At 57.1% G+C, this 24,062-nt stretch carries 19 protein-coding genes; 7 read left to right on the top strand and 12 right to left on the bottom strand.

Annotation, left to right across the window (positions count from 1 at the left end; translation table 11 throughout):
• Positions 1-3 precede the first annotated feature (3 nt).
• Positions 4-264, bottom strand: a complete 261-nt coding sequence (locus tag DV711_RS07320) for a DUF4212 domain-containing protein (protein ID WP_207802571.1) — start codon at positions 262-264, stop codon at positions 4-6.
• A 275-nt stretch (positions 265-539) separates the two neighbouring features.
• On the opposite strand from DV711_RS07320, the gene DV711_RS07315 reads away from it, so the two are divergent.
• Positions 540-4,484, top strand: a complete 3,945-nt coding sequence (locus DV711_RS07315; RefSeq protein ID WP_114695032.1) for a hybrid sensor histidine kinase/response regulator — start codon at positions 540-542, stop codon at positions 4,482-4,484.
• A 63-nt stretch (positions 4,485-4,547) separates the two neighbouring features.
• On the opposite strand, the gene DV711_RS07310 is transcribed toward DV711_RS07315, so the two are convergent.
• Entirely contained in the window at positions 4,548-5,213 is a 666-nt protein-coding gene (locus DV711_RS07310) for a response regulator transcription factor (protein ID WP_114695031.1), read from the bottom strand.
• A 127-nt stretch (positions 5,214-5,340) separates the two neighbouring features.
• Positions 5,341-7,293 carry an acetate--CoA ligase gene (gene acs / locus DV711_RS07305; protein WP_114695030.1) on the bottom strand — a complete coding sequence of 651 codons (1,953 nt, stop codon included), beginning with the start codon at positions 7,291-7,293 and terminating at the stop codon, positions 5,341-5,343.
• Positions 7,294-7,566: 273 nt separating this feature from the next.
• Here acs and DV711_RS07300 point away from each other — a divergent pair, with 273 nt between their 5' ends.
• Positions 7,567-8,007 (top strand): hypothetical protein, encoded by a 441-nt coding sequence (locus tag DV711_RS07300; protein WP_114695029.1) that lies wholly within the window; start codon positions 7,567-7,569, stop codon positions 8,005-8,007.
• Positions 8,008-8,011: 4 nt separating this feature from the next.
• Here the strand turns inward: DV711_RS07300 and DV711_RS07295 are convergent, their stop codons facing one another.
• From DV711_RS07295 to DV711_RS07285, 3 genes are read right to left on the bottom strand one after another with little or no spacing between them, the layout of a single operon-like run.
• Positions 8,012-9,394: a sigma-54-dependent transcriptional regulator gene (locus tag DV711_RS07295; protein ID WP_114695028.1), complete on the bottom strand. Its 1,383-nt coding sequence runs from the start codon at positions 9,392-9,394 to the stop codon at positions 8,012-8,014.
• Complete coding sequence (locus tag DV711_RS07290; RefSeq protein ID WP_114695027.1) at positions 9,387-10,634, bottom strand: sensor histidine kinase; 1,248 nt, start codon at positions 10,632-10,634, stop codon at positions 9,387-9,389. Before DV711_RS07290 ends, DV711_RS07295 begins: the two co-directional genes overlap by 8 nt.
• A 40-nt stretch (positions 10,635-10,674) precedes the next feature.
• Positions 10,675-12,126 (bottom strand): sigma-54 dependent transcriptional regulator, encoded by a 1,452-nt coding sequence (locus DV711_RS07285; protein WP_114695026.1) that lies wholly within the window; start codon positions 12,124-12,126, stop codon positions 10,675-10,677.
• A gap of 439 nt (positions 12,127-12,565) precedes the next feature.
• Between DV711_RS07285 and DV711_RS07280 the strand changes: the two genes are divergently transcribed.
• From DV711_RS07280 to DV711_RS07260, 5 genes are all read left to right on the top strand, one after another.
• A complete protein-coding gene (locus DV711_RS07280) occupies positions 12,566-14,038 on the top strand; it encodes a flagellin (RefSeq protein ID WP_114695025.1) in 1,473 nt (490 codons plus the stop codon).
• A 67-nt stretch (positions 14,039-14,105) separates the two neighbouring features.
• Positions 14,106-14,495, top strand: coding sequence for a flagellar protein FlaG (locus tag DV711_RS07275; protein ID WP_114695024.1), 390 nt, complete (start codon positions 14,106-14,108; stop codon positions 14,493-14,495).
• A gap of 38 nt (positions 14,496-14,533) precedes the next feature.
• On the top strand, positions 14,534-15,976 hold the full coding sequence (fliD, locus tag DV711_RS07270) for a flagellar filament capping protein FliD (RefSeq protein ID WP_114695023.1): 1,443 nt from the start codon (positions 14,534-14,536) through the stop codon (positions 15,974-15,976).
• 13 nt (positions 15,977-15,989) lie between these two features.
• Complete coding sequence (gene fliS / locus DV711_RS07265; RefSeq protein WP_114695022.1) at positions 15,990-16,409, top strand: flagellar export chaperone FliS; 420 nt, start codon at positions 15,990-15,992, stop codon at positions 16,407-16,409.
• Between the two features lie 2 nt (positions 16,410-16,411).
• Positions 16,412-16,762 carry a hypothetical protein gene (locus tag DV711_RS07260; protein ID WP_114695021.1) on the top strand — a complete coding sequence of 117 codons (351 nt, stop codon included), beginning with the start codon at positions 16,412-16,414 and terminating at the stop codon, positions 16,760-16,762.
• A 102-nt stretch (positions 16,763-16,864) separates the two neighbouring features.
• Here the strand turns inward: DV711_RS07260 and flgL are convergent, their stop codons facing one another.
• The 6 genes from flgL to flgG form a co-directional block, all read right to left on the bottom strand.
• The gene (flgL, locus tag DV711_RS07255) at positions 16,865-18,118 is read right to left on the bottom strand and encodes a flagellar hook-associated protein FlgL (protein ID WP_114695020.1); all 1,254 of its coding nucleotides are present in this window, start codon (positions 18,116-18,118) and stop codon (positions 16,865-16,867) included.
• Positions 18,119-18,120: 2 nt separating this feature from the next.
• A complete protein-coding gene (gene flgK / locus DV711_RS07250) occupies positions 18,121-20,148 on the bottom strand; it encodes a flagellar hook-associated protein FlgK (RefSeq protein ID WP_165840035.1) in 2,028 nt (675 codons plus the stop codon).
• A 107-nt stretch (positions 20,149-20,255) separates the two neighbouring features.
• Complete coding sequence (flgJ, locus tag DV711_RS07245) at positions 20,256-21,251, bottom strand: flagellar assembly peptidoglycan hydrolase FlgJ (protein WP_114695018.1); 996 nt, start codon at positions 21,249-21,251, stop codon at positions 20,256-20,258.
• A gap of 164 nt (positions 21,252-21,415) precedes the next feature.
• Positions 21,416-22,516 (bottom strand): flagellar basal body P-ring protein FlgI, encoded by a 1,101-nt coding sequence (locus DV711_RS07240; RefSeq protein WP_114695655.1) that lies wholly within the window; start codon positions 22,514-22,516, stop codon positions 21,416-21,418.
• Between the two features lie 44 nt (positions 22,517-22,560).
• Complete coding sequence (gene flgH, locus DV711_RS07235; RefSeq protein WP_114695017.1) at positions 22,561-23,244, bottom strand: flagellar basal body L-ring protein FlgH; 684 nt, start codon at positions 23,242-23,244, stop codon at positions 22,561-22,563.
• 29 nt (positions 23,245-23,273) lie between these two features.
• Positions 23,274-24,059, bottom strand: a complete 786-nt coding sequence (flgG, locus tag DV711_RS07230) for a flagellar basal-body rod protein FlgG (protein WP_114695016.1) — start codon at positions 24,057-24,059, stop codon at positions 23,274-23,276.
• Between the last annotated feature and the right edge of the window lie 3 nt (positions 24,060-24,062).

The following is a 24,062-nucleotide window of genomic DNA, read 5'->3' as shown; positions in this document are numbered from 1 at the left end:
CTGTTACTCGTGAACGTCGTACTTCTCGTCGAGCTTGTTCATGCTCACTGCGTAAGCAACGATCAAGCCACAGAACACGAAAATGGAGCCCTGCTGAGCGAACCAGAAGCCAAGCTGGAATCCGAAGAACGGAATCGCGTTAAGCTGTTCGATAAACAGGATGCCGCAGCCATAAGAGACTACGAACCAGACCGCAAGGTAAGAGAAAATGATCTTCAGATTCTCTTTCCAATAAGCCTCGGCATTTTCTTTGCTAATGCTCATGGCACATTCCTTCTACTTGTTGTTATTGAGACAGAGGTTGGAAAAAGTACACTCAGAAATCTAACAAAGCCGTTTTTCAAACAAACCCCCGACTTTAGTCTGAACGCCCTTTTTGACCTTTCCGCCCCTCCTTAAAAAAACTGAAAAAGCCTTTTTATTCAAGGCAGTGAAAGCTTAGCATTGAGCGACGACAAGGCAGCTAGACCATGGTCTTAACCGGCACAATTTCAGACTTTGGTATGATCAAAAAACGTTAAAAAACGAGCGACATCGCTATGGAAGACACCCTGCTGGACGGCTGGTTTATCATCTTTATTTCGCTGACCTACGTCGGCATCCTGTTCGCCATCGCCTCTTTCGGCGAGCGCCATGCCGAGCAGATCTTCAGCTCCCGCTCAAGACCAGTGATCTACAGTTTGTCGCTGGCGGTCTACGCCACCTCCTGGACCTTTTACGGTGCGGTCGGCCGGGCCAGCACCAACGGCTGGGAATTTCTGGCCACCTACCTGGGGCCGATTCTGACCTTTATCCTGCTATGGAAGGTGTTCACCAAGATCGTGATGGTGAGCAAGCAGCAGAACATCACCACCATCTCCGACTTTATCGCCTCGCGCTACGGCAAGAGCCAGAATCTGGCGGTACTGGTGACCTGTATCGCGGTGCTCGGCATCGTGCCCTATATCGCCCTGCAGCTCAAAGCGGTGGCGATGAGCTACGATGCCCTGACCGCCGCAGCTAGCGCCGAGAGCGCCGGAGGGAGCGATACCGCACTGTTTGTCGCCCTGCTGATGGCGCTATTCTCGATCCTGTTCGGCACCCGCCATATTGACGCCACCGAACACCATGAAGGGATCGTGCTGGCGATCGCATTCGAATCACTGGTCAAGCTGGCCGCCTTTATTGCCGTCGGCCTGTATGTGACCTTCGGCATTTTTGACGGCTTCGACAACCTGTTCAGCCGCGCCACCGAGGAGCTGTCCCAAAACGAGAATTTCCGCACCGATTTCATCGAGCACAGCTTTATCACCGAAACACTGCTGGCGGTGTTCGCCATCATCTGCCTGCCGCGCCAGTTCCATGTCGCCGTGGTTGAGAACGCCGACCCCAAAGATCTGCGCACCGCCCGCTGGATGTTCCCGGGCTACCTGATTTTGGCCAGCCTGTTTGTGCTGCCGATCGCCACCGCCGGGATGCTGACATTTCCCGACGGCAGCGTCGATGCCGACACTTTCGTACTGACGCTACCGCTGGCGGCCGAACAGAACGCGCTGGCAATGGTGGCCTTTATCGGCGGTCTGTCGGCGGCCACGTCGATGGTCATCGTCGCCACCATCGCCCTTAGCACCATGGTCTGTAACGACATCATCATGCCGACCCTGCTGCGGATGCCCTGGCTGAAGCTGTCCCAGAACAAAGACCTGGGGGCGCTACTGCTGCGGGTACGGCGACTGACGATCTTCGTGCTGATGCTGCTGGCCTACTTCTACTACCGCATCTACGGCGATTCCGGCAGCCTGGCTTCCTTCGGCCTACTGGCCTTTGTCGCCGTAGCCCAGTTTGCCCCGGCGATGTTCGGTGCCGTGCTCTGGAAACAGGGCAATCGCCAAGGCGCTCTGGCCGGTATCGGTGCCGGATTCGCGCTCTGGCTCTACACCCTGGTGCTGCCGATCATGTCCAAGGCGGGCCTGCTGCCGACCGAAATCGAAGCCCTGATCTGGCAGTTCCACTGGCTCGATCCCCACGCCCTGTTCGGCATCGAATTCGGCAACAGCCTGACCCACGGTACGTTCTGGAGCCTGTCGGTTAACTGCCTGCTGTTTGTGGGTGTCTCAAAGCTGACCGGACAACGCCTGATCGATCGCATCCAGGCCAGCACTTACGTGGACACCCGCAGCAGCGTCGGCGGCGACCCGCTGCATGCCCAGAGTGGCTCCAGCAGCGTCGGCGACCTGCAACTACTGACCGAACGCTTCCTCGGCATTGAACGCGCCCGTAGCGCCTTTAATGCCTTCGCCGCCCAACGCGGTGAAGACCCGCCCATCAGCGGCGACGACGCCACCCCGGAACTGATCGATTATATTGAGCGACTGCTGGCCGGCGTCATCGGCGCTTCCTCGGCCCGGATCCTGATGGCCTCGACCCTCCGCGGCCGCGATATGCAGCTGGGCGACGTGGTCACCATCGTCGACGAAGCCAGCAAAGTGCTGAAATTCAACCGTTCACTGCTGCAGTCGACGATTGAAAATATCAACCAGGGCATCAGCGTGGTCGACGCCCAGATGCGCCTGGTGGCCTGGAACCGTCGCTACCTGGAGATGTTCCACTACCCCGACGGCCTGATCTGCATCGGCCGCCCGATCGCCGAGATCTTCCACTACAACGCCAAGATGGGCGAATACGGCCCCGGCGATCCCAGCAATCATGTCAGCCTGCGGATGGAAACCCTCGCCTCGGGCGAACCACACTCCTATATTCGCTACCGCCAGGACGGTACCGTGTTGGAGATCCAGGGCAACCCGATGCCCGGCGGCGGTTACGTCAATACCTACCTGGACATCACCGATCACAAACGCACCGAAGAGGCGCTGCGCGAGAGCGAACAGAGCATTCGACTGTACACCGACAACGTCCCGGTGCTGATCGCCTATCTCGATAACGAACAGCGCTACCTGTTCGTCAACAAGGCCTACGCCAAGACCTTCGACATCGCCGACCGTCACGCCATTACCGGCACCCCCTGCTACAAGATTCTGGAGCGGATGCAGTACGACAGCCGCACCCCCTTCATCAACAAAGCCCTGCAGGGTGAGCGGCAGGACTTCGAGATCAAGCTGCCGCCGCGTCAGGACGGCCAGGTGCGCTATGCCGACGTGACCTACATTCCCCATATTGGTGATTACGGCGACGTACTGGGCTACTTCACCCTGTACCAGGACATCACCGAACGCCGGATGGCCGAACAAGCGCTGCAGGAAACCAACGAAAACCTGGAGCACCGGGTTCACGAGCGCACCCAGGCGATCACCGCTATCAACCGAGAGCTGCGCAAAGAGAACACCATTCGCGCCCTGATCGAGGATGAGCTACGCCAGGCCAAGTCCGATGCCGAAGCGGCCAACATCGGCAAGACCCGCTTCCTGGCGGCTGCCAGCCACGACCTACTGCAGCCGCTGAATGCCGCCCGTCTGTTCGCCTCGGCCCTGGCCCAACAATCCCATGACGACAGCACCAACGCCCTGGTTCAGAATCTGGACGGCTCGCTGAAAGCGGCCGAAGAGCTGCTGGTGACCCTGCTGGATATCTCCAAGATCGACGCCGGGGCGCTGGAGCCGAAACCGAGCCACTTCTGCCTCGACAAGCTGTTCAACACCCTGCAGGCCGAATTCACCGTACTGGCCAATGAGAAAAATCTTGGATTCCGCTGCGTCCACACCCGCCAAGTGATCCACAGCGATCAGCAACTGCTGCGACGGGTGCTGCAGAACTTCCTCTCCAATGCGATCCGCTACACCCAAGAAGGACGGATACTGCTCGGCTGTCGCCGGATTCGTGGCCACCTCCGGATCGAAGTCTGGGATACCGGGGTCGGCATCCCGGAAAGCAAGATCGGCGAAGTATTCGAAGAGTTCCGTCGCATCGACAACCCCAAACACTCCCAAGTCAAAGGTCTGGGACTGGGGCTGGCGATTACCGAACGGATCGCTCGGATGATGAACCACCCGCTTAAGGTCCGCTCCTGGCCCAGCAAGGGCACCGTGTTCAGCGTCGACGTCCCGCTGGGTGACCCCAACCAGGTGCGCCAGGCCCGCAGCGGCACCAGTGCCGGCAAACGCGCCAGCAACCTGGCCGGCATCCGGGTGCTCTGTATCGACAACGAACCCAACATCCTCAACGGCATGGAAGCACTGTTGAACGGCTGGTCCTGCGACGTGCGAACCGCCACCCACGAACAGAGCTTTATCGACAGCCTCACCGAGAGTCCGTTCGAGCCCGATATCATCCTGGCCGACTACCACCTGAGCGAAACCCATACCGGGGTATTGGCGCTGAAGAACCTGCACTCGCACTGGGAGCACAACGTACCTGCGATCGTGATTACGGCCGACCGCACCGATGAGGTGAAGCAGGATATCGCCGACTACGGCGCCCAGGTGCTGCACAAGCCGATGAAACCCGCTCAGCTACGGGCGATGATGAACACGGTGCTGGCCCATCGATAGCCGGCACTTTTCACGGGCACAAAAAAACCGGGCGTTGCCCGGTTTTTTATTATCTAGCGCTTATCAGCTCATTTCGGTCTTGGGTGGCTCAACCCCCATCCGACTGGCTTCGATTACCGCCTGGGTTCGGCTATGGACGCCCAGCTTACGAAGGATCGCGGTAACGTGAGCCTTGATGGTCGCCTCAGAAACGTTCAGCTCGTAGGCGATCTGCTTGTTCAGCAGCCCTTCGGTCAGCATCATCAGTACGCGGAACTGCTGCGGTGTCAGCGAACCCAGCTTCTCGGCAAACTCGGCATCTTCCGAGGTAACACTGGCATCACCGTCGGCGACTTCCTGCGGCAGCCAGACTTCACCTTCCAGCACGGCCTGAATCGCTTCCGAGATCGTTTCCAGCGGTGCCGACTTAGGGATGAAACCGGATGCGCCGTATTCGATCGCCCGCAGCATCACCTGCGGCTCTTCGCTACCGGACACCACCACCACCGGCATACTGGGGTTTTGACCACGCAGGTAGGCCAAGCCAGTAAAGCCGCTGGTGCCGGGCATGTGCAGATCGAGCAAGACCAGATCAGCATCATCGTGAGCTTCAACAGTTTCCTGCAGTGAAGCCAGGGAATCGGTTTCGATCATCTCGACCCCGGATACCGCCTGACTGACGGCTTGTTTCAACGCCGCACGAAACAAAGGATGGTCATCCGCGATGATAATTTTCTGGGCTAGCTGCATCCTATCTCGTCCTCCATAGGCCTTACTTCAGAAGGCTCTAGACACAAAAAAACTCCCCTAGTGTAAAACACCTAGGGGAGTTTTCAACTACTGCTAATATGCGGCCGGCTAAAGCCGCATACCCCGCTTAGTCTTTCCGGTTCTGACGGTTGTTGATCAGATCATCAACAACGGTCGGATCGGCCAGGGTCGAAGTATCGCCCAGGCTACCGAAATCGTCCTCGGCCACCTTACGCAGAATTCGACGCATGATCTTACCGGAACGCGTCTTCGGCAGACCCGGAGCAAACTGAACCAGGTCCGGCGTCGCGATCGGGCCGATCTCGGAACGAACCCAGGTGCGCAGCTCTTTGAGCAGCTCGTCGGACTCTTCGATACCAGCCTGCAGAGTCACGTAGACGTAGATACCCTGACCCTTGATGTCGTGCGGGTAACCCACCACGGCGGCCTCGGCCACTTTCGGGTGCGCAACCAGCGCCGATTCAACTTCGGCGGTACCCATACGGTGGCCGGAGACGTTGATGACGTCATCGACACGACCGGTGATCCAGTAGTAACCGTCTTCGTCACGACGGGCACCGTCACCGGTGGTGTAGTAGCCCTTGAAGGTGGAGAAGTAGGTCTGAACGAAGCGATCGTGATCACCCCAGATAGAGCGACCCTGGCCCGGCCAGCTATCGGTGATAACCAGGTTACCATCGGTGGCACCCTCGAGAATGTTGCCTTCGTTATCGACCAGCGCCGGCTGTACACCGAAGAACGGACGGGTCGCAGAACCCGGCTTGGCAGCGGTCGCACCCGGCAGCGGCATAATCATCATGCCGCCGGTTTCAGTCTGCCACCAGGTGTCAACGATCGGGCAACGGCCCTGACCAATGATACGGTGGTACCACTCCCAGGCCTCCGGGTTGATCGGCTCACCCACGGAGCCCAGCACCTTCAGGGTCGACAGATCGGAATCACCCAGCACGTCCTCGCCCTGCTGCATCAGTGCACGAATTGCGGTCGGTGCGGTGTAGAACTGGTTAACCTTATGCTTCTCGATCACACGACCGAAGCGGGAGTTGTCCGGATAGCTCGGTACACCTTCAAACATCAGGCTGGTGGCACCGTTGGCCAGCGGACCATAAACGATGTAGCTGTGACCGGTTACCCAACCCACGTCCGCTGTACACCAGTAGATGTCACCGTCCTTGTAGTCGAAGGCATACTGGTGGGTCATGGAGGCGTAGACCATGTAACCGCCGGTGGTGTGCTTCAGACCTTTCGGCTGACCGGTAGAACCGGAGGTGTAGAGGATGAACAACGGATCTTCGGCACCCATCTCTTCCGGGGCACACTCGGTGCTGGCATCAGCAACGATCTCTTCGTACCAAACGTCACGGCTGTCGTCCCAAGCGATATCACCGCCGGTGCGCTTGACCACGACCACCTTCTTGCAGCACTCGGTGCCAGCATTCTTCAGCGCCAGGTCGACATTGTCTTTCAGCGGAACCGCTTTACCGCCACGCAGACTCTGGTCGGCGGTGATGACGATGTTGGACTGACCGCCTTCAACACGGGCCGCCAGCGCGTCCGGGGAGAAACCGCCGAATACGATCGAGTGAACCGCACCGATACGGGCACAGGCCAGCATCGCAACGGCCGCTTCCGGAATCATCGGCATATACAGGGTGATAACATCGCCCTTCTTGGCGCCCTGGGCTTTCAGTGCGTTGGCAAACTTACACACGCGCTCGTACAGATCGCGGTAGGTGATATTCTCGTCTTCGCTGGGGTCGTCGCCTTCCCAGATGATGGCGACCTGGTCACCGCGGCTCTCCAGGTGACGATCGAGACAGCTGACAGAGGCATTCAGCGTGCCGTCTTCGTACCAGCGGATATCCACGTTGTGCGGATCGAAAGAAGTGTTCTTAACCCGGGTGTAAGGCTTCATCCACTCAATACGACGACCATGCTCGCCCCAGAACCCTTCCGGATCCGTAATCGACTTCTCGTACATGGACAGGTAGGTGTCATTATCGACCCACGACTGGCTGGCGAATTCGGTGTCGACCGGATAGACCTTAGTTTCACTCATGCTGATGCCTCTACTATTTTTAGGAATCTGTTATCGGAATACGGCAACTTTGCTTATTATTGGCAGCCAGGAGGTAGTGCTTTGGCCGCCGGTACGCAACCGAGCCCTATCGCTCGATTTCTGTATCAAACTTTTATACCCAACCACCCTTTGCCCTCTAATTAGACATTGGTCTACGCGACCCCTTTATTGGCCATTTCTACGACCAATTGGCAAAGAGATACCGACACTTTTGGACCACCCATGAACCTACCTATCATCATAGCTTGCGAAATGAGCAGTTCTGACTGGAACGCATTTCCGGTCGCCATCGCCTGGAGTCTGACCGACGGGCGGATCAAATCGACCCTGATTCAGCCCGAGCAGGAGTGGCTCGAACAGGAGCAGCTGCTGAGCCTCGATCCGGATCAGCTATTCATGGAAGGCCACAGCGCCAAGTCTGTGCTGCACGAACTGGTCCAGGACCTTGAGAGCGAACCGCTCTACAGCGCCGATATCGACCAGGTCGGCCAGGCACTGGATCAACTCTATCAGAGTCTTGAAGGCCACAACGACCTGCCGCTACTGCCTCTGCGGCAACTGCTGGAAGATGTCGAGGATGAGATAGAGCCCTGTCGGGAGGAGTGTCAGAGCCTGCTGCAGCTGGACCCCAGCCGAGCCGACGAACAGGTCCGACTCTGGCTGGAGGTCTACGTCCGGCTGATGCAAAACTGACCGGTTAGCTTTTCAGCAACGTATCCACATCGATACCGCTATCACGCATCTGCGCCAACTTATAACGCAGCGTTCGCGGGCTGATGCCCAGCTGGGCCGAGGCGTCCTTACGACTACCTCGATGGGCCCGTAGCGCATCGATGATCAGTTGGTATTCGTGCTGACGCAGATCGTCACCCAGCTGCGGTGATGAAGTCTCCGTCGCTGTCGGCACTGCAGGCGCCGCCGGGGGCAATGAAGCACCGGCCTGCATCGAAGTTGGGTTCAGGCACAGATCGGGCGCCAGAATGGTCGTCCCGGTCTGCAAGATCAGCGCCCGCTGCATTACATTTTCCAGCTCACGCACATTGCCCGGCCAGTCATGGCCCAGCAGCACCGGATGGGCGCTCGGATCCAGTTTGACCCCGACCCGGTTCATCTTGGCGGCGTGCTTGGCCAGCAGGCGCTCGGCCAACGGCACCAGGTCTTCGGGCCGTTCGCGCAGCGAGGCCCAGCGCAGCGGGAAGATATTGAGTCGGTAATACAGGTCTTCACGGAATTTGCCTTCGGCCACGTACTGACCCAGATCGCGATTGGTGGTGGCCAGCACCCGCACATCCAGTTTGATCACCTTGCGACCGCCGATCCGCTCGACCTCCTGCTCCTGCAGCACCCGCAGCAGCTTGGCCTGCAGTCCCAGATCCATCTCCGAGACCTCGTCCAGCAACAAAGTACCGCCATCGGCCTGCTCGAACTTGCCCGGCATACTGGCCACGGCCCCGGTGAAGGCGCCCTTCTCATGGCCGAACAGGGTCGCCTCCAGCATATTCTCCGGAATCGCGGCACAGTTGATCGCCACGAACGGCTGTTCCGCTCGGGGCGAATGGCGGTGAATGTACTGCGCCAGCACCTCTTTACCGGTACCGCTCTCGCCCATGATCAGCACGGTCGAATCGGTTTCCGCCACCCGCTGCGCCAGCTGCAACAGCTGCTTGGCCGATTCGGATTCGGCGATCGGTGCGTCGGCAACACCGGTTCCCAGGCGGGCGCCGGCATGGCGCTCGACGATATCAAGCAGCTGGTCGGGCTCGAACGGTTTGAGCAGGTAATCCACCGCGCCGTTGCGGATCGCATCCACCGCCCGATCCACCGCGCCGTAGGCGGTGATCAGCAATACCGGTAGCGCCGGTTTCATCTGGTTGATGCGGGCCAGCAGATCATGACCATCCATGCCGCCCATATTGACGTCACTGACCACCATATCGACGCTCTCGCGCTGCAGCAGCGCCAGGGCCGCCTCACCCGAGTCGGCTTCGCGGTAACGGTAACCGGCCAGCTCGAGGGTGTCGCAAAGCGCTTCGCGCAGCTCGGCGTCATCCTCAACCACCAGCACACAGGCTTTACTCATTGTTTGACTCCCGATCGGTTACATTCGGCGTTGACGCCGCGTTGGCAGCATTGGTCTGCAGCGCGGCCGGATTTTTGTAGGGCAGTTTAAAGCCGGCAATCGTTCCCTGCCCCGCCACGGAATCGATCACAAAATCACCGTGATGGGCTCGGGCCACCACCTGGGCGACCGCCAACCCAAGGCCGGTACCCTGGGATTTGGTACTGTAGAACGGCTCCAGCGACTGGGCCAGCTGCTGGGCATCCATCCCCGGCCCATCGTCCTGCACCTGCAGCCATAGATACTGCTGATCGATCGGCTGGCTGCGTACCACCAGCTCCCGCGCACCGGCCTGGAGCGCATTGTTGACCAGATTCATCAACGCCCCGACCAACGCCTCACGGTTACACTGCAGCAGCAGAGTCGGTGCCTCATTAATACAGTCGGCGTCGGCATCAGCATGGGTCAGCGGCACATCCAGCGCATCTTCGATCGCGCTGAACAGCTGCTCGGTACTGATCAGGTCGGTCAGCTTGGTTTCGCCCCGGGCGAACACCAGCATGTCACGCACCTGCTGCTCCAGTGAGCTGAGCCGACCCCGAACCTTATTGGCAAACTTGATCCGCTGCTCGTCACGAAGCTCGGGCTTGGTCAGGTGGGCACTGTAGAGCATCGCCGCCGACAACGGCGTACGGATCTGGTGCGCCAGCGACGCCATCATCTTGCCCATAAAGGAAAGCCGCTGAAAATGACCCAACCGCGCCTGCAGCTCGCGGGTTTCGGTCTGATCGGTCAGCAGAATAATCTGCCCCGGCTCGCCCTCCAGCGAACGGGTCGCCAGACTGACCCGGCGGCCGCTCTTGAGCGACACCTCATGACCGTCGTCAACCCGGGGAGCAAAACTACGCTGGATAATTTCGCTCCAGACCTCACCGAGCAGCGGTTCTCCCAGCAGTTCGACGGCGGCGGCATTGCATTCGCTGACCCGGCCCTGGTTATCCAGCACAATCACCCCACCGGGCAGCAGCTGCAGCAGGTTCTCCAGCCGCATCGCGATCCGCTCTTTCTCGGCCAGCTCCTGCTCGCGCTCCTCGGCCTGCTGCTGCAGTTGCTGATTTAGTACCTCGACCTGTTGTTCAAGCTCGACATAGGAGGCATTGAGCTGATCCGACAGCTCATTGAACTGGGCAAAGGCCTCGGCCAGCTCGCGCTCGCGCTTGAGCAGCTGTTCAGGGGTCAGGCTAGGCTTGGAGTCGGTCACGGGCGGCTACCGGAAGCTACCGAATAATCAGAGACGCGCATTATTTGCGTACGATGCCGAACTTACGCATCTTCTCCACCAGCGTGGTGCGGCGGATACTGAGCAGATCGGCGGCACGGGCCACCACGTTGTCGGCTTCGGTCAACGCCTGCTCGATCAGTGACTGCTCCAACTCACCCAAGTACTGCTTCAGATCCAGCCCTTCGGGGGGCAGGTAACTGCTGGCGGTGGACAGCTCGATCATACCGGCATCGTTGATCAGCGGTGCATGCAACGGCTGCTGCAGATGGGCGGGCAGCTCTTCATCTTCCAGATAACGGAATTTCTGCGGCAATTCATTGACGCTGATCACCGCCCCGGGATGCAGAATCGATAACCGTTCGACCAGGTTAGCCAGCTCGCGAACATTGCCCGGCCATTGATGACGTGACAGTGACAGCAGCGCGCTGTCGTGGAATTGAACCTTGCCCAGTCCGCTGCTCTCGGCACGGCTGACCAGCTCGTTCAGCAATGCCGGCAGATCTTCCATCCGCTCCCGCAGCGCCGGCATCTCGATCGGGAATACATTAAGGCGGTAGTAGAGATCTTCGCGGAAGCTGCCATCGGTGATCATGCTGTCCAGATCTTTATGGGTGGCGGCGATGATGCGTACATCCACTTCGATAGTACGGTTACCGCCAACCCGCTCGAAACAGCGCTCCTGCAGCACCCGAAGCAGCTTGACCTGCATCGGCAGCGGCATATCGCCGATCTCATCGAGGAACAGAGTGCCGCCGTCGGCCAGCTCGAAACGCCCCTGGCGGGATGACACCGCCCCGGTAAAAGCGCCCTTTTCATGGCCAAACAGCTCGCTCTCGAGTAGCTCCGGCGGAATCGCACCACAGTTAACAGGCACGAACGGCCCATCAGCCCTAGATGAGCTGTTATGAAGATTGCGGGCCACCACCTCTTTACCGGTGCCGGACTCGCCGGTGATCAGCACGCTAACATCGCGATCGGCAACCTGGGCCATCATCGCCCGCACCCGCCGCATCGGCAGCGAGCCACCAACCAGGTGACTATATAGCTTGGAGTGATCCTCCCACAGCCGCAGCTGGCCATTGGCTGCCTCACGCTGCTGGCGATAGAACTGAGCCTGATGCAATGCGGTCAACAGCTGGCCCTGCTGAAGCGGCAGATCGATCTGCCCCACCAGCATACCCCGCAGCGGCGCACTCAAGCCCTGGGAGCCGATCCAATCGGCAATCGACAGCACCGGCACATGGGGGTCGCGCCCCTGTATTTGGGTCAACAGCGCTTCCAGGGCAACATCTTGGCGACAGTCTCCTAGCACCACCGCCGTCATACCGGGTTCCAACACCCCCGGCTGTTGACTCCAGCCGGCAAAATCTACCGAACGGCAATCGATATCCGAATATTCCAACAACGCCTGGAGCATCCGTGAACGCTCGAGGTTGTCATCGATCAGCAACAGGGAGAGAGAATGACTCATGGCACCGGACTAATTCGTTTTTGGACAACTGCAGTATTGAAAAGCGTCAAAGATTTGTCAATTCGATTTACACTTACAGAGTCAGTTTTTTGGCGTGCTTTTGTTCAGCCTTATCTGAACTCACATCCGGCTAAGGCGTGACTTTTTTTTGACGAAAGCAAAGCCGTATTGCTGCCAAATTTCCATCAGTTTATTTTTTGGCCACCAGAGCAGCGTTAAAACCTAATATAAAACAGCTGTTTGACGAACAATTAGTCTTTTGAATTCAAACAGTTAAAAAAAGCGTCAAAAAATCCAAAAAAAAATCTAAAGGTCCGTTATAGCTCGCCGTTAAGAACTACAACGGATGCTTGGGCACACAGCCCCATCGAGTTGACAGAATGATTAAAGAGCGCCGCGGGATCCCTCCCACCTAATAGAAGCGGCAAAGGAGCTTAAAATGGCAGTTATCAATACAAACGTTGCTTCTCTGAACGCTCAGCGCAACCTGGGCAAATCACAGGGAGCCCTGCAAACCTCTCTGCAACGTCTATCTTCCGGCCTGCGCATCAACAGCGCCAAAGACGACGCTGCGGGCCTTGCAATCTCTAACCGCTTCACCACCCAGATCCGCGGCCTGAACCAAGCGGTTCGTAACGCCAACGACGGTATCTCCGTTGCTCAGGTGGCTGAAGGTGCGATGCAGGAAACCACCAACAACCTGCAGCGGATTCGTGAGCTGGCCGTACAGGCAGCCAACGCCTCCAACTCCTCTTCTGACCGTCAGGCACTGAACGCTGAAGTTACCCAGTTGGTAGCTGAAATCGACCGAGCTGCGACCACCACCACCTTTAACGGTGTTAACGTGATCGACGGCTCCTTCACCAGCCAAGCGTTCCAGATCGGCGGAAACAAGGGTGAAACCATCGCCTTCTCCATTGCCAGCATCAAAGCCGATGCGCTGGGTGTGGGCTCTGGCTCCAGCTATAGTTCAACAACAGCCGGTACCGAAGTACAGGCTACCGCGCTAGTAGCCGGTGCAGTCACCATCAATGGCTTCCAAGTGGGTGCCGCTACCGCTGATGGTGTTTCGAATACAACTTCCGATGCCAGCGGCATCGCTGTTGCCAACGCGATCAATGCAATCTCCGGTGATACCAATGTAACCGCGACTGTTGGCGCGACCACCGTTGCTGGTACCGCTGCAACAGGATTCGCAGACGCTATCGGTGATGGTGATGTGTTGATTAACGGAATCAGCATTGGCGCGATCACTGCTGGTGCATCTGCAGTGGATCGCGGTAATGATGTTGCAGCAGCAATTAATGCGATTAGTGATCAGACCGGTGTAACTGCTACCGCTGCGGCGGATGGTGCAGTATCACTAACCGCTGCAGATGGCCGCAACATTACCATTACAGCAGCAGCAAACACTGGCGGTGATGACGTGACCACCGGTCTAGGTGCAGGCGCAGCTGGTCAGGCTGGTAACACTGACACTACCCGTTCCAGCGTCACTCTGACCAGCAGCAGCCAACAAGGTATCGTAATCGGTGGTTCCGCCGAAGCGAATGCTGGTTTGACTGCAGGTGCCGCAACTGTGACCACTACCGCTAACGCAGGTGTATCGTCCATCGATATCAGCACCGTATCCGGTGCCGAGAACGCCCTGGCGATTGTCGATGCCGCACTGGCACGTGTTGATGGCGAGCGAGCCAACCTGGGTGCGATCCAGAACCGTCTGGACAGCACCATCGCCAACCTGTCCAATATCTCCGAAAACGTATCCGCTGCCCGTTCACGGATCCAGGATGCCGATTACGCTGCAGAAACTGCCGAGCTGACTCGGAACCAGATCCTGCAGCAGGCCGGTACCGCGATGTTGGCCCAGGCTAACCAGCTGCCGCAGTCCGTACTGTCGCTGCTACAATAAGCGTAACCGCAATACACCAAAGGCCGGCACTGCCGGCCTTTGGCTCTCCCACTAACGGAGGTTCATCATGAGTTCTGAGATTTCCATTTCCAGTACCAGTCTGAGTCCTTCGTCCCGTTCTACCTCGGTAAGTTCTCCAGAAGCCCAAGCTCAAACCGCAGCTGTCGACAAAGCTACCAATGTCGAGGCCCAGCAGCGCCGTGTCGAGCAGGCTCAGGAAAGCCAAAAGGCCCGCACAGAGAACATGGAACGCTTGGTCGAAGAGATTAATGCGTTTGCATCTCAGATCAGCCGCAATCTCAACTTCAGTGTTGACGACCCGACCGGTCATACCGTGATCACTGTTACCGAGAAAGAGAGCGGCGAGCTGGTACGCAAAATACCCTCTGAGGAATTTCTTGCCCTCAGTCAACACATACAGGATATGAACAACCTGTTATTTAAGGATAAGGCTTAGGCCGTTAAAATAACGACTTGAAGCTTTAGGAGGTCGTTATGGCAGGCACTATCTCGTCACCGGGGTTTGGTTCGACTCTGGATGTCGGCGCTATCGTTACCGCTCTGGTCGATGCGGAAATTGTTCCGAAGAGCAGCAATATCGATCGCCGAGAAGCGACCTATCAGTCCGAACTTTCAGCGATCGGCCTACTCAAGGCTTCACTGTCCGATTTTCAGTCCTCACTATCCGGCCTCAAAGACGCCGATAGTTTTAATGCGCGGACCGTTTCCAGTTCCGACCTGACCATAGCAACCGCCAGTGTGATGTCGGGCCAACAGCCCAGTACCGGCAGTTACAAGCTTGAAGTCAGCCAGCTGGCCAACTCTCACAAGCTGATCTCCGACGCAGTTGCCGATGCCGACGACATCGGTACCGGCACCTTTACCCTGACCACCTTCGGCGCCGACAAGCTGGCTCCCAGCGATGGTGGTGATGGCGGCGACGGTGAAAGCTTCAGTATCGATTTCGCTACCGCCGATGCCGATACTGATGGCACCGTCACTTTGGCTGAACTGCGTGATGCGATCAACGATGCTGAAGACAACCCTGGCGTCACGGCAGCGATTATCAATACCGATGCCGGTGCTCAGTTGGTACTTACTTCCGATGACACCGGTCTTGAAAATGCCTTTGAGGTTTCAAGCAGTTTCAGCGGCGTCAGTGTTACCAATCTTGTCGACACCAACGACGTCAACTACGCCAAGGACGCAATCATTGAGATCGACGGCCAGACCGTCACCGGCAGCAGCAACACCTTCGAAAATGCCATCGAAGGACTCAGCATCACGGCACTGAAAACCAATATCGGTGAGACTATCGACCTCAACGTCAGCGCCAGTACCGCCAGTATCCGTCAGCAAATCGAGAGCTTCGTCACCGCCTACAACACCTTGCAGCAACAGTTTTCAGACCAATCACAATTTGATCAGGAAACCACCCAGTCGACGCCTCTTTTTGCCGACTCGTTATTGCGAACGCTGAGTAACCAGGTTCGCACCGGCATGACCGGCAAGGTCTCCACCAGCGAGGGTAACATCGAAGCATTGGCGTCCATGGGTATCGTCAGCGACAACAAGGGCCAGCTGTCGATTGACACGGAAGCCCTGAACGATGCGATCGAAAACGACTATGACGGTATCGTGGCGCTGTTCAGTAGTTCGGACGGTATCGCCAATCGACTGGATACGACCCTCGATAACTACCTCAACTCCGGCGGCACCTTCGATCAACGAACCGATTCGATCAACAGCCAGATCAGCGATCTGGCCGATGAGCGCGAAGCATTAGCGTTACGCGCGGGAAAACTGGAAACTCGACTTCTGGCGCAGTTTAATGCCATGAGTCAGCTGGTTTCACAACTGAACGCAACCGGCGAGTGGCTGACCAGTTCACTTCAATCCCTACCCGGGGTCGTGCGTCAATCCAACGATTCCAACTAATTAAGGCCTATTCATGAGCATTAAAGCGATCAACGAATACAACAAAGTCGGCGTCAAAAGCGGTGTTGATCAAGCAACACCGCACCGCATGGTGCAGATGCTGCTTGAAGGTGCGCTGACCCGTATCGCCATCGCCAAAGGTCATATGGAGCGTAACGAACTGGCTCAGCAGGGAGAAGAGATCGGTAAAGCGATCACTATCGTCGGCGGCCTGCAGGCAACCCTGGATCCGGAAAAAGGCGGCGACGTCGCCGGCAACCTGGATTACCTTTACGATCATATTGCCCAGGGCCTGATGCAGGCCAATAGCGAGTCTTCCACCGACAAGCTCGACCAAATCACCAACCTTCTGATTGAGATCAAAAGCGGTTGGGATGCGATCCCGGTTGAACATCACCAGACCACCGCACTGACCGACGAAGCCGGCGGCTAATCATGACCTCTACTCAAATCGACCTTAACGGATTAATTTCCGAGGTCGATCAGGCCTTGCGCCTTGGTCAGGAACTGATCGAGGCGCTGGAAACCGTCAAGACGGAAGATGAATTGTTACCCGTGCTAGAACGCCGACAACAGCAGCTCATGTCGCTGCCTCTGGAACGGCTTCAAGGCGTGGTGCTACCGTCAGCACTTACCGACAAATTGTCCAAACTCTGGCAGCAAGACGGTCAAATCACTGACCTGGCAATCCAACAACGTAGAGCCGTTTCTCAGGCAATCAAAACCTTCCGCAAAGGCCAGAGCGGCGTCAAAACCTACCAGAATATTTCCCAGCAAAGCCGCTGACAGCTTCCGAACTAACTGCTCCTAAGTTACCTAACTGAATAAACAACGACGCCGCTGGCATCGCTGCACAGCGGCGTCGGTAATTTGTCGCAACTAGCTGTATTACAGGAAGTTGAACAACGACATATTGTTGACCCGGGCAAAAGTCTGCTGGGCGGCTTGCAGGGCAACCTCTTGAAAGCTGAAGGCACTGATCGCCTCGGCATAATCCAGGTCCTCCAGATTCGACAGCGCCGACTTGGTAAAGATCTCGAAATCTTCATTGATGGTACGCTGATTCTCCAACGCACTCAGTCGACCTCCCATCTGGGTCTGAGCACTGATGATCCCACCCTGAGCCTGCTCGAGTTCATCCAACGCGGTGGTCACCGCCTGGTTAACTTCATCGGCGGTTCCTCCAGCCTCCAGAGAGACAATCAGGTTCTCGATTGACGTCAGAATATTGCGTCGGGGAACATCCGGAGTGAACACCAGATCATCCGTTGTTCCTGACCCACCGGCCGGCGGCGTCACTGAAAAACTCAAACCAATTTCCAACTCGAGATCCAGCGTCACAGGCGCCGAACCACTTGGAATCGTACCAGTGATATCAGTACCAGATGTTCCTTTAACTGGATTTCCATCGCTATCCAGCAACGTATAGGTGGCAGGATCGCCAGGGTTTGTGCCGGCAACAACCTCTAGGGTGAGATCACTACGTCCGTTTGAATTGATATAGTTTCTGAATACCTCCGGCTCGGACACAGAAACGCTGTATCCGGCAGGCACCGGGGCTTGAGCGTTGGCAGCAGCTACCTGGATGGTTTGGAAAATTTCCTGGCCCGAATCGGTACTCTGGGTAAATACCTCAGGACCGACCTGAATCAACCGGGTTTCGTTGTCGCCGTTGTAGCTATAGACCCCGGTGCCATCGTTAGAGAACGGCTGGGTCTTACCCCTGGCACCGGCAAACAGGTACTCCCCCTGGGCATCACGGGTGTTCATCAGCCCCTGGATAAAGGTCTGCATCTCCCGGATTTCACCGGCAATTCCCTTACGATCGGCATCGGTCAAAGTCCCGTTGTTAGCCTGAATCGCCAACTCACGGACCCGGTTGGACGCATCCTGAATCTGCTGTAGGGTTTGTTCCTCAAGACTCAGGCGGCGCTCGGAGACAGTAATGTTCTCATTGTAGGTCTGAGTGGCCGTCAGCTCACGCTGCAGCTTCAGAATCTGCGCCGCTGCGACCGGATCATCTGCCGGGCTGATCAACTTCTTACCGGTCGAAATCTGATTCTGCAGGTTGGCAATATTGCTCTGGCCCGTTTGGATATTACGGACACCGTTTTGAAAAACTTGCAGGCTGGATATACGCATGATTAGCCTCCAGTCGATGCCAGCAGGGTTTCGAACAGGTTGCGCGCGGTATTGATCACCTGCGACGCCGCCTGGTACTGCTGTTGGAATTTAATGATATCGGCCGCTTCTTCATCCAGGTTAACGCCGGAGATTCCGTTTCGAACCGATTCGGCGTTTAGCATGATGGCTTCATTGGCCTGAAGGTTAATATTGGCCACACTGGCGCTAGTACCCACCCGCTCGATCAGCCGGCCATAGTTGTCCTGATAGCTTGCCCCCTCAATCACTTCAGCTTGCTGAAGGTTGGATAGCTGCAATGCATTACGGTTGTCACTGACTGCCCCGGTATTGGCGGAAAAATCGATCTTGTCGTTAACCGACGGCTTTCCGCTGATCGTGGCCGTAAAACCGTTAAACTGGATCGGCTGTCCTTCGGTATAGGTACGGTTGGTCGCTGCGCTGCCATCATCGAACACATAGGCGATCGGATTATTCGGGTCGCTGACGTCAAAGGCGTCGTAGGTTCCATCGGCGTTAAACACAATCTGAACCGGCGGATTATTGACCACCGCCTGCTCCATTGAAACGACACTTCCTGGTTGGCCGAAGTTGCTCGGCTCCTGGATGATAATTCCGTCAACGCTCAGGGTTCCGAGATTATCTTCGGCCGTCTCAGCCCGGACTGGCGAAGCGAACGCCAACTCACGCCCCGACTTCAATCCAACCTCCAGCGACTCGGCACCGGTACGGACCGGCATCACCAGCACCTGGTCATTTTCACCGAAGGGTTCGCCCTTGGCGGTCGCCAATGAGATATCGACGCCATCGATATTTATCCGTAGTGTGCCGTTGGCCACATCCTGCTCTAGGGTCATATCCTGGTAGACATCAGTGCCCGAACGGGCACTAAAATCGTCCTGGGTGAAGATCTGCCCGTCGGACTTACGGGTAACGGTAAAAGTATCGCCCTCACCGAATTTGACCACGTAATCGCTGGCGTTAAGCAGCGAGGTATCCCGAATCACCACATCCGACAAGGGACTCATTGGGCTTTGGTTGGTACTGAACGCACGCACCTCGCCGTTGTTCTTTAGGTCGCTGAATAGATCGTTGGCCATCCGCCCATCGATATCCACCCCTTTGCTGTGCTGGGCGTTCATGGTGTCGGAGAACACGATGGCCAGCCGCCCCAACTCATTCCAAGTAGGGATTAACAGCTCATCTTTGATCCGCAACAGGCCACCGATCTCACCATCGGTGATCTGATCATCGATTTTGATTCGCTTGTCGTTGATCGACAGATGGATATCCACGTCATTGATATCCGGATCGCCCTGGCTGTAGGTAATCGTGCTGGCATTGCCGCCGATCACCAGCGGCTGGCCATTGCCGACATAGAGGTTGATATCGGTACTGCCGGTGCCGGTTTGAACCGTTACCCCCAGCTTCTCACTCAACCCCATGATCATCTGATCGCGCTGATCCTTGAGTTCATTGGCCGGTTCACCCCGGGAATCCGCCAACCGGATCAGCTCGTTCAGGTCAGCAACGATCTTGGTCATCTGATTGACTTCGCCGGTCGCGCTGCTGAGTTTAGTGTTGATCGCCTCGTTCTGGGAGCGAAGCTGACGGTCAACTTCGACAAAACGCTCGGCGGTCGCTTCGGCCTGGGCCAGGATCAGCTCCCGGTTGGGAATCGAGGATGGGTCATCAACACCGGTCTGCAGCGCGCTGAAAAACTGGTCCAACGAGGCGGAGAGACTGGTAGTAGAGTTGGCCAACAGGTTATCCAATTGACCGGCATAAAAGGCAAAGGCGTCGGTCGACTGGAATGCCGCCGAGCTGCTCCAATGCTGTTGTTGCGAGAACAGGTCCACCACCCGGTTGATGCTGACAATCTGCACCCCCTGTTCGGGCGCCGAACGGGAGGTCAGCTCTACCTGCTGGCGCGAGTACCCCGGGGTGTTGACGTTGGCGATATTGTTGCTCGCCACCTCGAACCCACGCTGGGCAACGCTCAAACCCTGCAGTGCAATATTGATGGTCATGTTAAACCTCCTGCGAGATAACTGCATGAATCGCGCGGTCTGGATCAGGCTGTTGAATGTCTTGTGTCGCTATCTCAACCTGATGACTGCTACGTTCACACCTCGACTTATCCTTCGTGACTGACTGATACGGCATTTCGGAACAGATCGCTGTTCAGAATGCCTTGAACTTTGCTGCTATAGGCCGGGTCGGTTGCATAGCCTGCCAGCTGTAGCTGCTCGATATAGTTGTGGCTATCACCGGCCCGGCCCAATGCCTGTTGATAACGCGGGCTCTCGCTGATGAAAGCCAGGTAATCCTGCATGCTGTGCCGGTAGGAATCGTAAGCACGGAACGAAGCCCGCTCCTGCTGCGCTATACCGTCACGGAACTCCAGTGTATTGCTGGCGACCCGATCACCCTGCCAGCGCTGATCGGCCTTGATGCCGAACAGGTTGTAGCTGTTGCCGCCATCGGCTCGACGCGGCAAATGTTTGCCCCAACCGGTTTCCAATGCCGCTTGGGCCACCAATACCTCTGCCTCAACGGCACTGTCGGCGCTGACCTGTTTGGCGATCGGCATCATCGCCTGCACAAACTCTTGTGGTGATTCAAACCGATCGGGCAACTCTGCCGCGACAGTGGAAGCCGCTCCAACCCGTTGGCTTGAATCAACCGGCTTATCGGTGCTCAAATCCTGTTGTTGAGAGCGCACCCGCGCTTGCTGTAGCAAAGCACCCAGATCACCAGTCACGTGGCTAACCGGCTGATTTAACTGAGCAACCTTCTGTTGATCCACCTGAACTGGTTCTCGATTGGGTGATAACTGGCGAACCAACACCTCGCTCAAACCGATACCCTTACCGGATGACAGCGACATACTCAGCTGCTGATCCATCATCTCTTGATAGAACTTGCTCTCACTGCTATCGAACAGGCCGCCTTCCGAGAAGGCTTCATTGGCCTGACGCATGTTTTTGAGCAGCATATTGAGGAACAACGATTCGAACTGTTCCGCTACCGCTTGAAGGGCACGCGGATCGTCATTCCGATTCGCCTGCTTGAGCTTGTTCAGCTCAGTCAGATCGGTGTATGACTTAATGGAAAGATCGTTGCTGGTCATGCTTGGCTCCGGTAAAGCGGCAATTACGCGCCGCCATACCTGTTTAATGCATAACCAATGCCAACTTTATCTATAGACAGGAACAGCCCGACCAGCAAAGCCGGACAGGCGTTCAGTGCTGGGTCGATAGACCACCGACCCAGAATCAGATACCGGATACCCGGTTAGATCACCACCAACTCGGCCTTCAACGCACCCGACTGCTTCAGCGCTTCGAGGATCGCCATCAGATCACCGGGCGCCGCACCAACCTGGTTGACCGCTTCGACAATCTCGTTAAGCGAAGCCCCCGGCTGGAACGAGAACATATGGCCACTGTTTTCATCCACTTCGATGCCGCTTCGCGGCACCACCACGGTATCCCCACCGGCAAAAGCACCGGGCTGATTGGCTTCTGGATTTTCCAGAATCGAAACCGTCAGGCCACCGTGGGTGATTGCGACCGGAGACACCCGTACATTCTCACCGATAATGATGGTGCCGGTGCGCGAGTTGATGATCACCTTGGCAACCTCCGCCGCCGGTTCAACCTCCAGGTTTTCCAACACCGACAGGTAGGTCACCCGCTGACTGGCATCACGGGGAGCACGGACCCGAATCGAGGTGGCATCCACCGAAGTCGCGACATCCGGCCCCAGCAAGCCATTGATACGCTCTGCGACCCGGCGGGACGTGGTGAAGTCCGGAGTGTGTAGATTCAATACCAAGTGGTCACCGCGAGCGAAGGGGCTAGGCACTGAACGCTCCACCGTGGCACCGCTGGGCACCCGACCGACACTGGGCACATTGATGGTGATACGCGAACCGTCCAATCCTTCGGCTCCCAACCCGCCGACCACCAGGTTCCCCTGGGCCATCGCATACACCTGCCCATCGGCCCCTTTCAGCGGCGCCATCAACAGGCTGCCTCCGCGTAGGCTGGAGGCATCGCCGATCGACGAAACCGTCACATCCAACAGTTGACCCGGCTTGGCGAACGGCGGCAGCTCAGCATGGATCGATACCGCTGCGATATTCTTGGACTGGGGATTGGTTCCCGGCGGCAGCGTCAAACCAAACTGAGCCAGCATGTTCTTGAAGGTCTGCGAGGTAAAGCTAACTTTGTCGCCGGTGCCACTCAGGCCCACCACCAGCCCGTAACCCACCAACTGGTTAGGTCGAACCCCGGCCACATCGGTAATATCCTTTAGCCGTTCCGCTTGCACCCCGGCGCTAAGCAGGGTGCCCAGCAGTAAGATCATTAGGTTGCGGGTCGTTGTTTTCATCATCAGCTACCTGTTCGGACTTGCCGAAACCTTATCCAATTGGGTTAAAACGGCCATAGCGGGCTGTAGAAGAAGCGGGTAAACCAGCCCATTTTGTTGGTATCGTGAACTTCGCCAGTGCCGCTGTAGGTTATCCGCGCATCCGCCAGCTTAACGGAGTCGAGGGTGTTGTCCGGCTTGATATCCTGGGGCCGAACCAGGCCGCTGATACGGATATATTCGTCGCCGCTGGTCAACGTCATCCATTTCTCGCCGCGAACCCGCAACACGCCGTTGGGCAGTACATCGGATACGGTGACGGTGATATCACCGCTCAGGCTGTTGCTCTGATCGGCATCGCCGGTGCTCTCAAATGTGCGAGTTCCACCGGGCAAGCTGAAGCTAGCCTCGTTGCCATTGATCGTTAACGGCGATCCGAGAATGGTCGGCGCGGTAATCGACACATCGCTGTTTTTTTCCAACTCGGTTTCGCTCGACTTGCTGGCCTGGGTACGCTCGGTCAATACGATTGTCAGAATATCCCCCACCCGGCGGGCATTACCATCTTCGTACAGCGACACGCTATGACCGGCATGGAAGATCGCACCATCCACAGGTTTTGGCGCCGACATGGCCGCCGGCGGTACCGGGGCAAAATAGGGATTGTCAGGCTTTGGCGGTGTTTGCGCACAACCACCCAGCAATGATGCGGCCAGGGTGAATATCAGAATCTTGTGCTTGGTTTTCATAGCAATCTACCTGTTAATCCCGAGGGCGATTAAAGCTGCTGGGTCACGAACGAGAGCATCTGATCGGCCGTTGAGATCACTTTGGAGTTCATCTCGAAAGCACGCTGGGTCTGAATCATATTCACCAGCTCCTCGACCGAGTTGACGTTGGAGTTCTCCAACGCCCCTTGAATCGTCGCCCCGAAGGAAGTAGATCCCGGGTTGCCGGTAGTCGGCGCACCGCTGGAGACTGTTTCCTGGAACAGGTTACCGCCGATCGCCTGCAAACCCGCCGGATTGGTAAAGTCCGCCAACGTGATTTGGCCAACCTGGGTAGCCACCGAACTGCCTGCCTGGGTTACCGATACAACACCGTCATTACCGATAGTCACGGAGGTGGCGTCGGCGGGGATAGTGATAGTCGGATCCACTAGGTACCCTTGAGCATTGACCATCTGGCCGCTGGAGTTGAGCTGGAAACGGCCACTGCGGGTATAACCGGTTTCCCCGTTGGGCAGCGCGATCTGAAAGAAACCATCACCTTCGATGGCCAAATCCAGATTCTGGTTGGTTACATTGATGGTGCCCTGGGTAAAAGTTTTTTCAGTGCCGACCACCCGCACTCCAGTACCGAGCTGAAAGCCGGAAGGCAGCTCGGTTCCATCGGCTGACTGGGCGCCGGGCTGACGCTGAACCTGATAGATCAGGTCCTCAAAAACCGCGCGATCGCGCTTGAAGCCGTCAGTACTGATATTGGCCAGGTTATTGGATACAACCCGAAGCGCAGTATCCTGGGCGCTCAGACCCGTCTTGGCGACAAACAGGGCTCCGTTCATAAT

The sequence above is a fragment of the Motiliproteus coralliicola genome (assembly GCF_003345655.1).
Lineage (GTDB): Bacteria > Pseudomonadota > Gammaproteobacteria > Pseudomonadales > Balneatricaceae > Motiliproteus > Motiliproteus coralliicola.
Note: the sequence above shows the minus strand (reverse complement) of the source record. Positions and strands in the feature narration are given on the sequence as shown.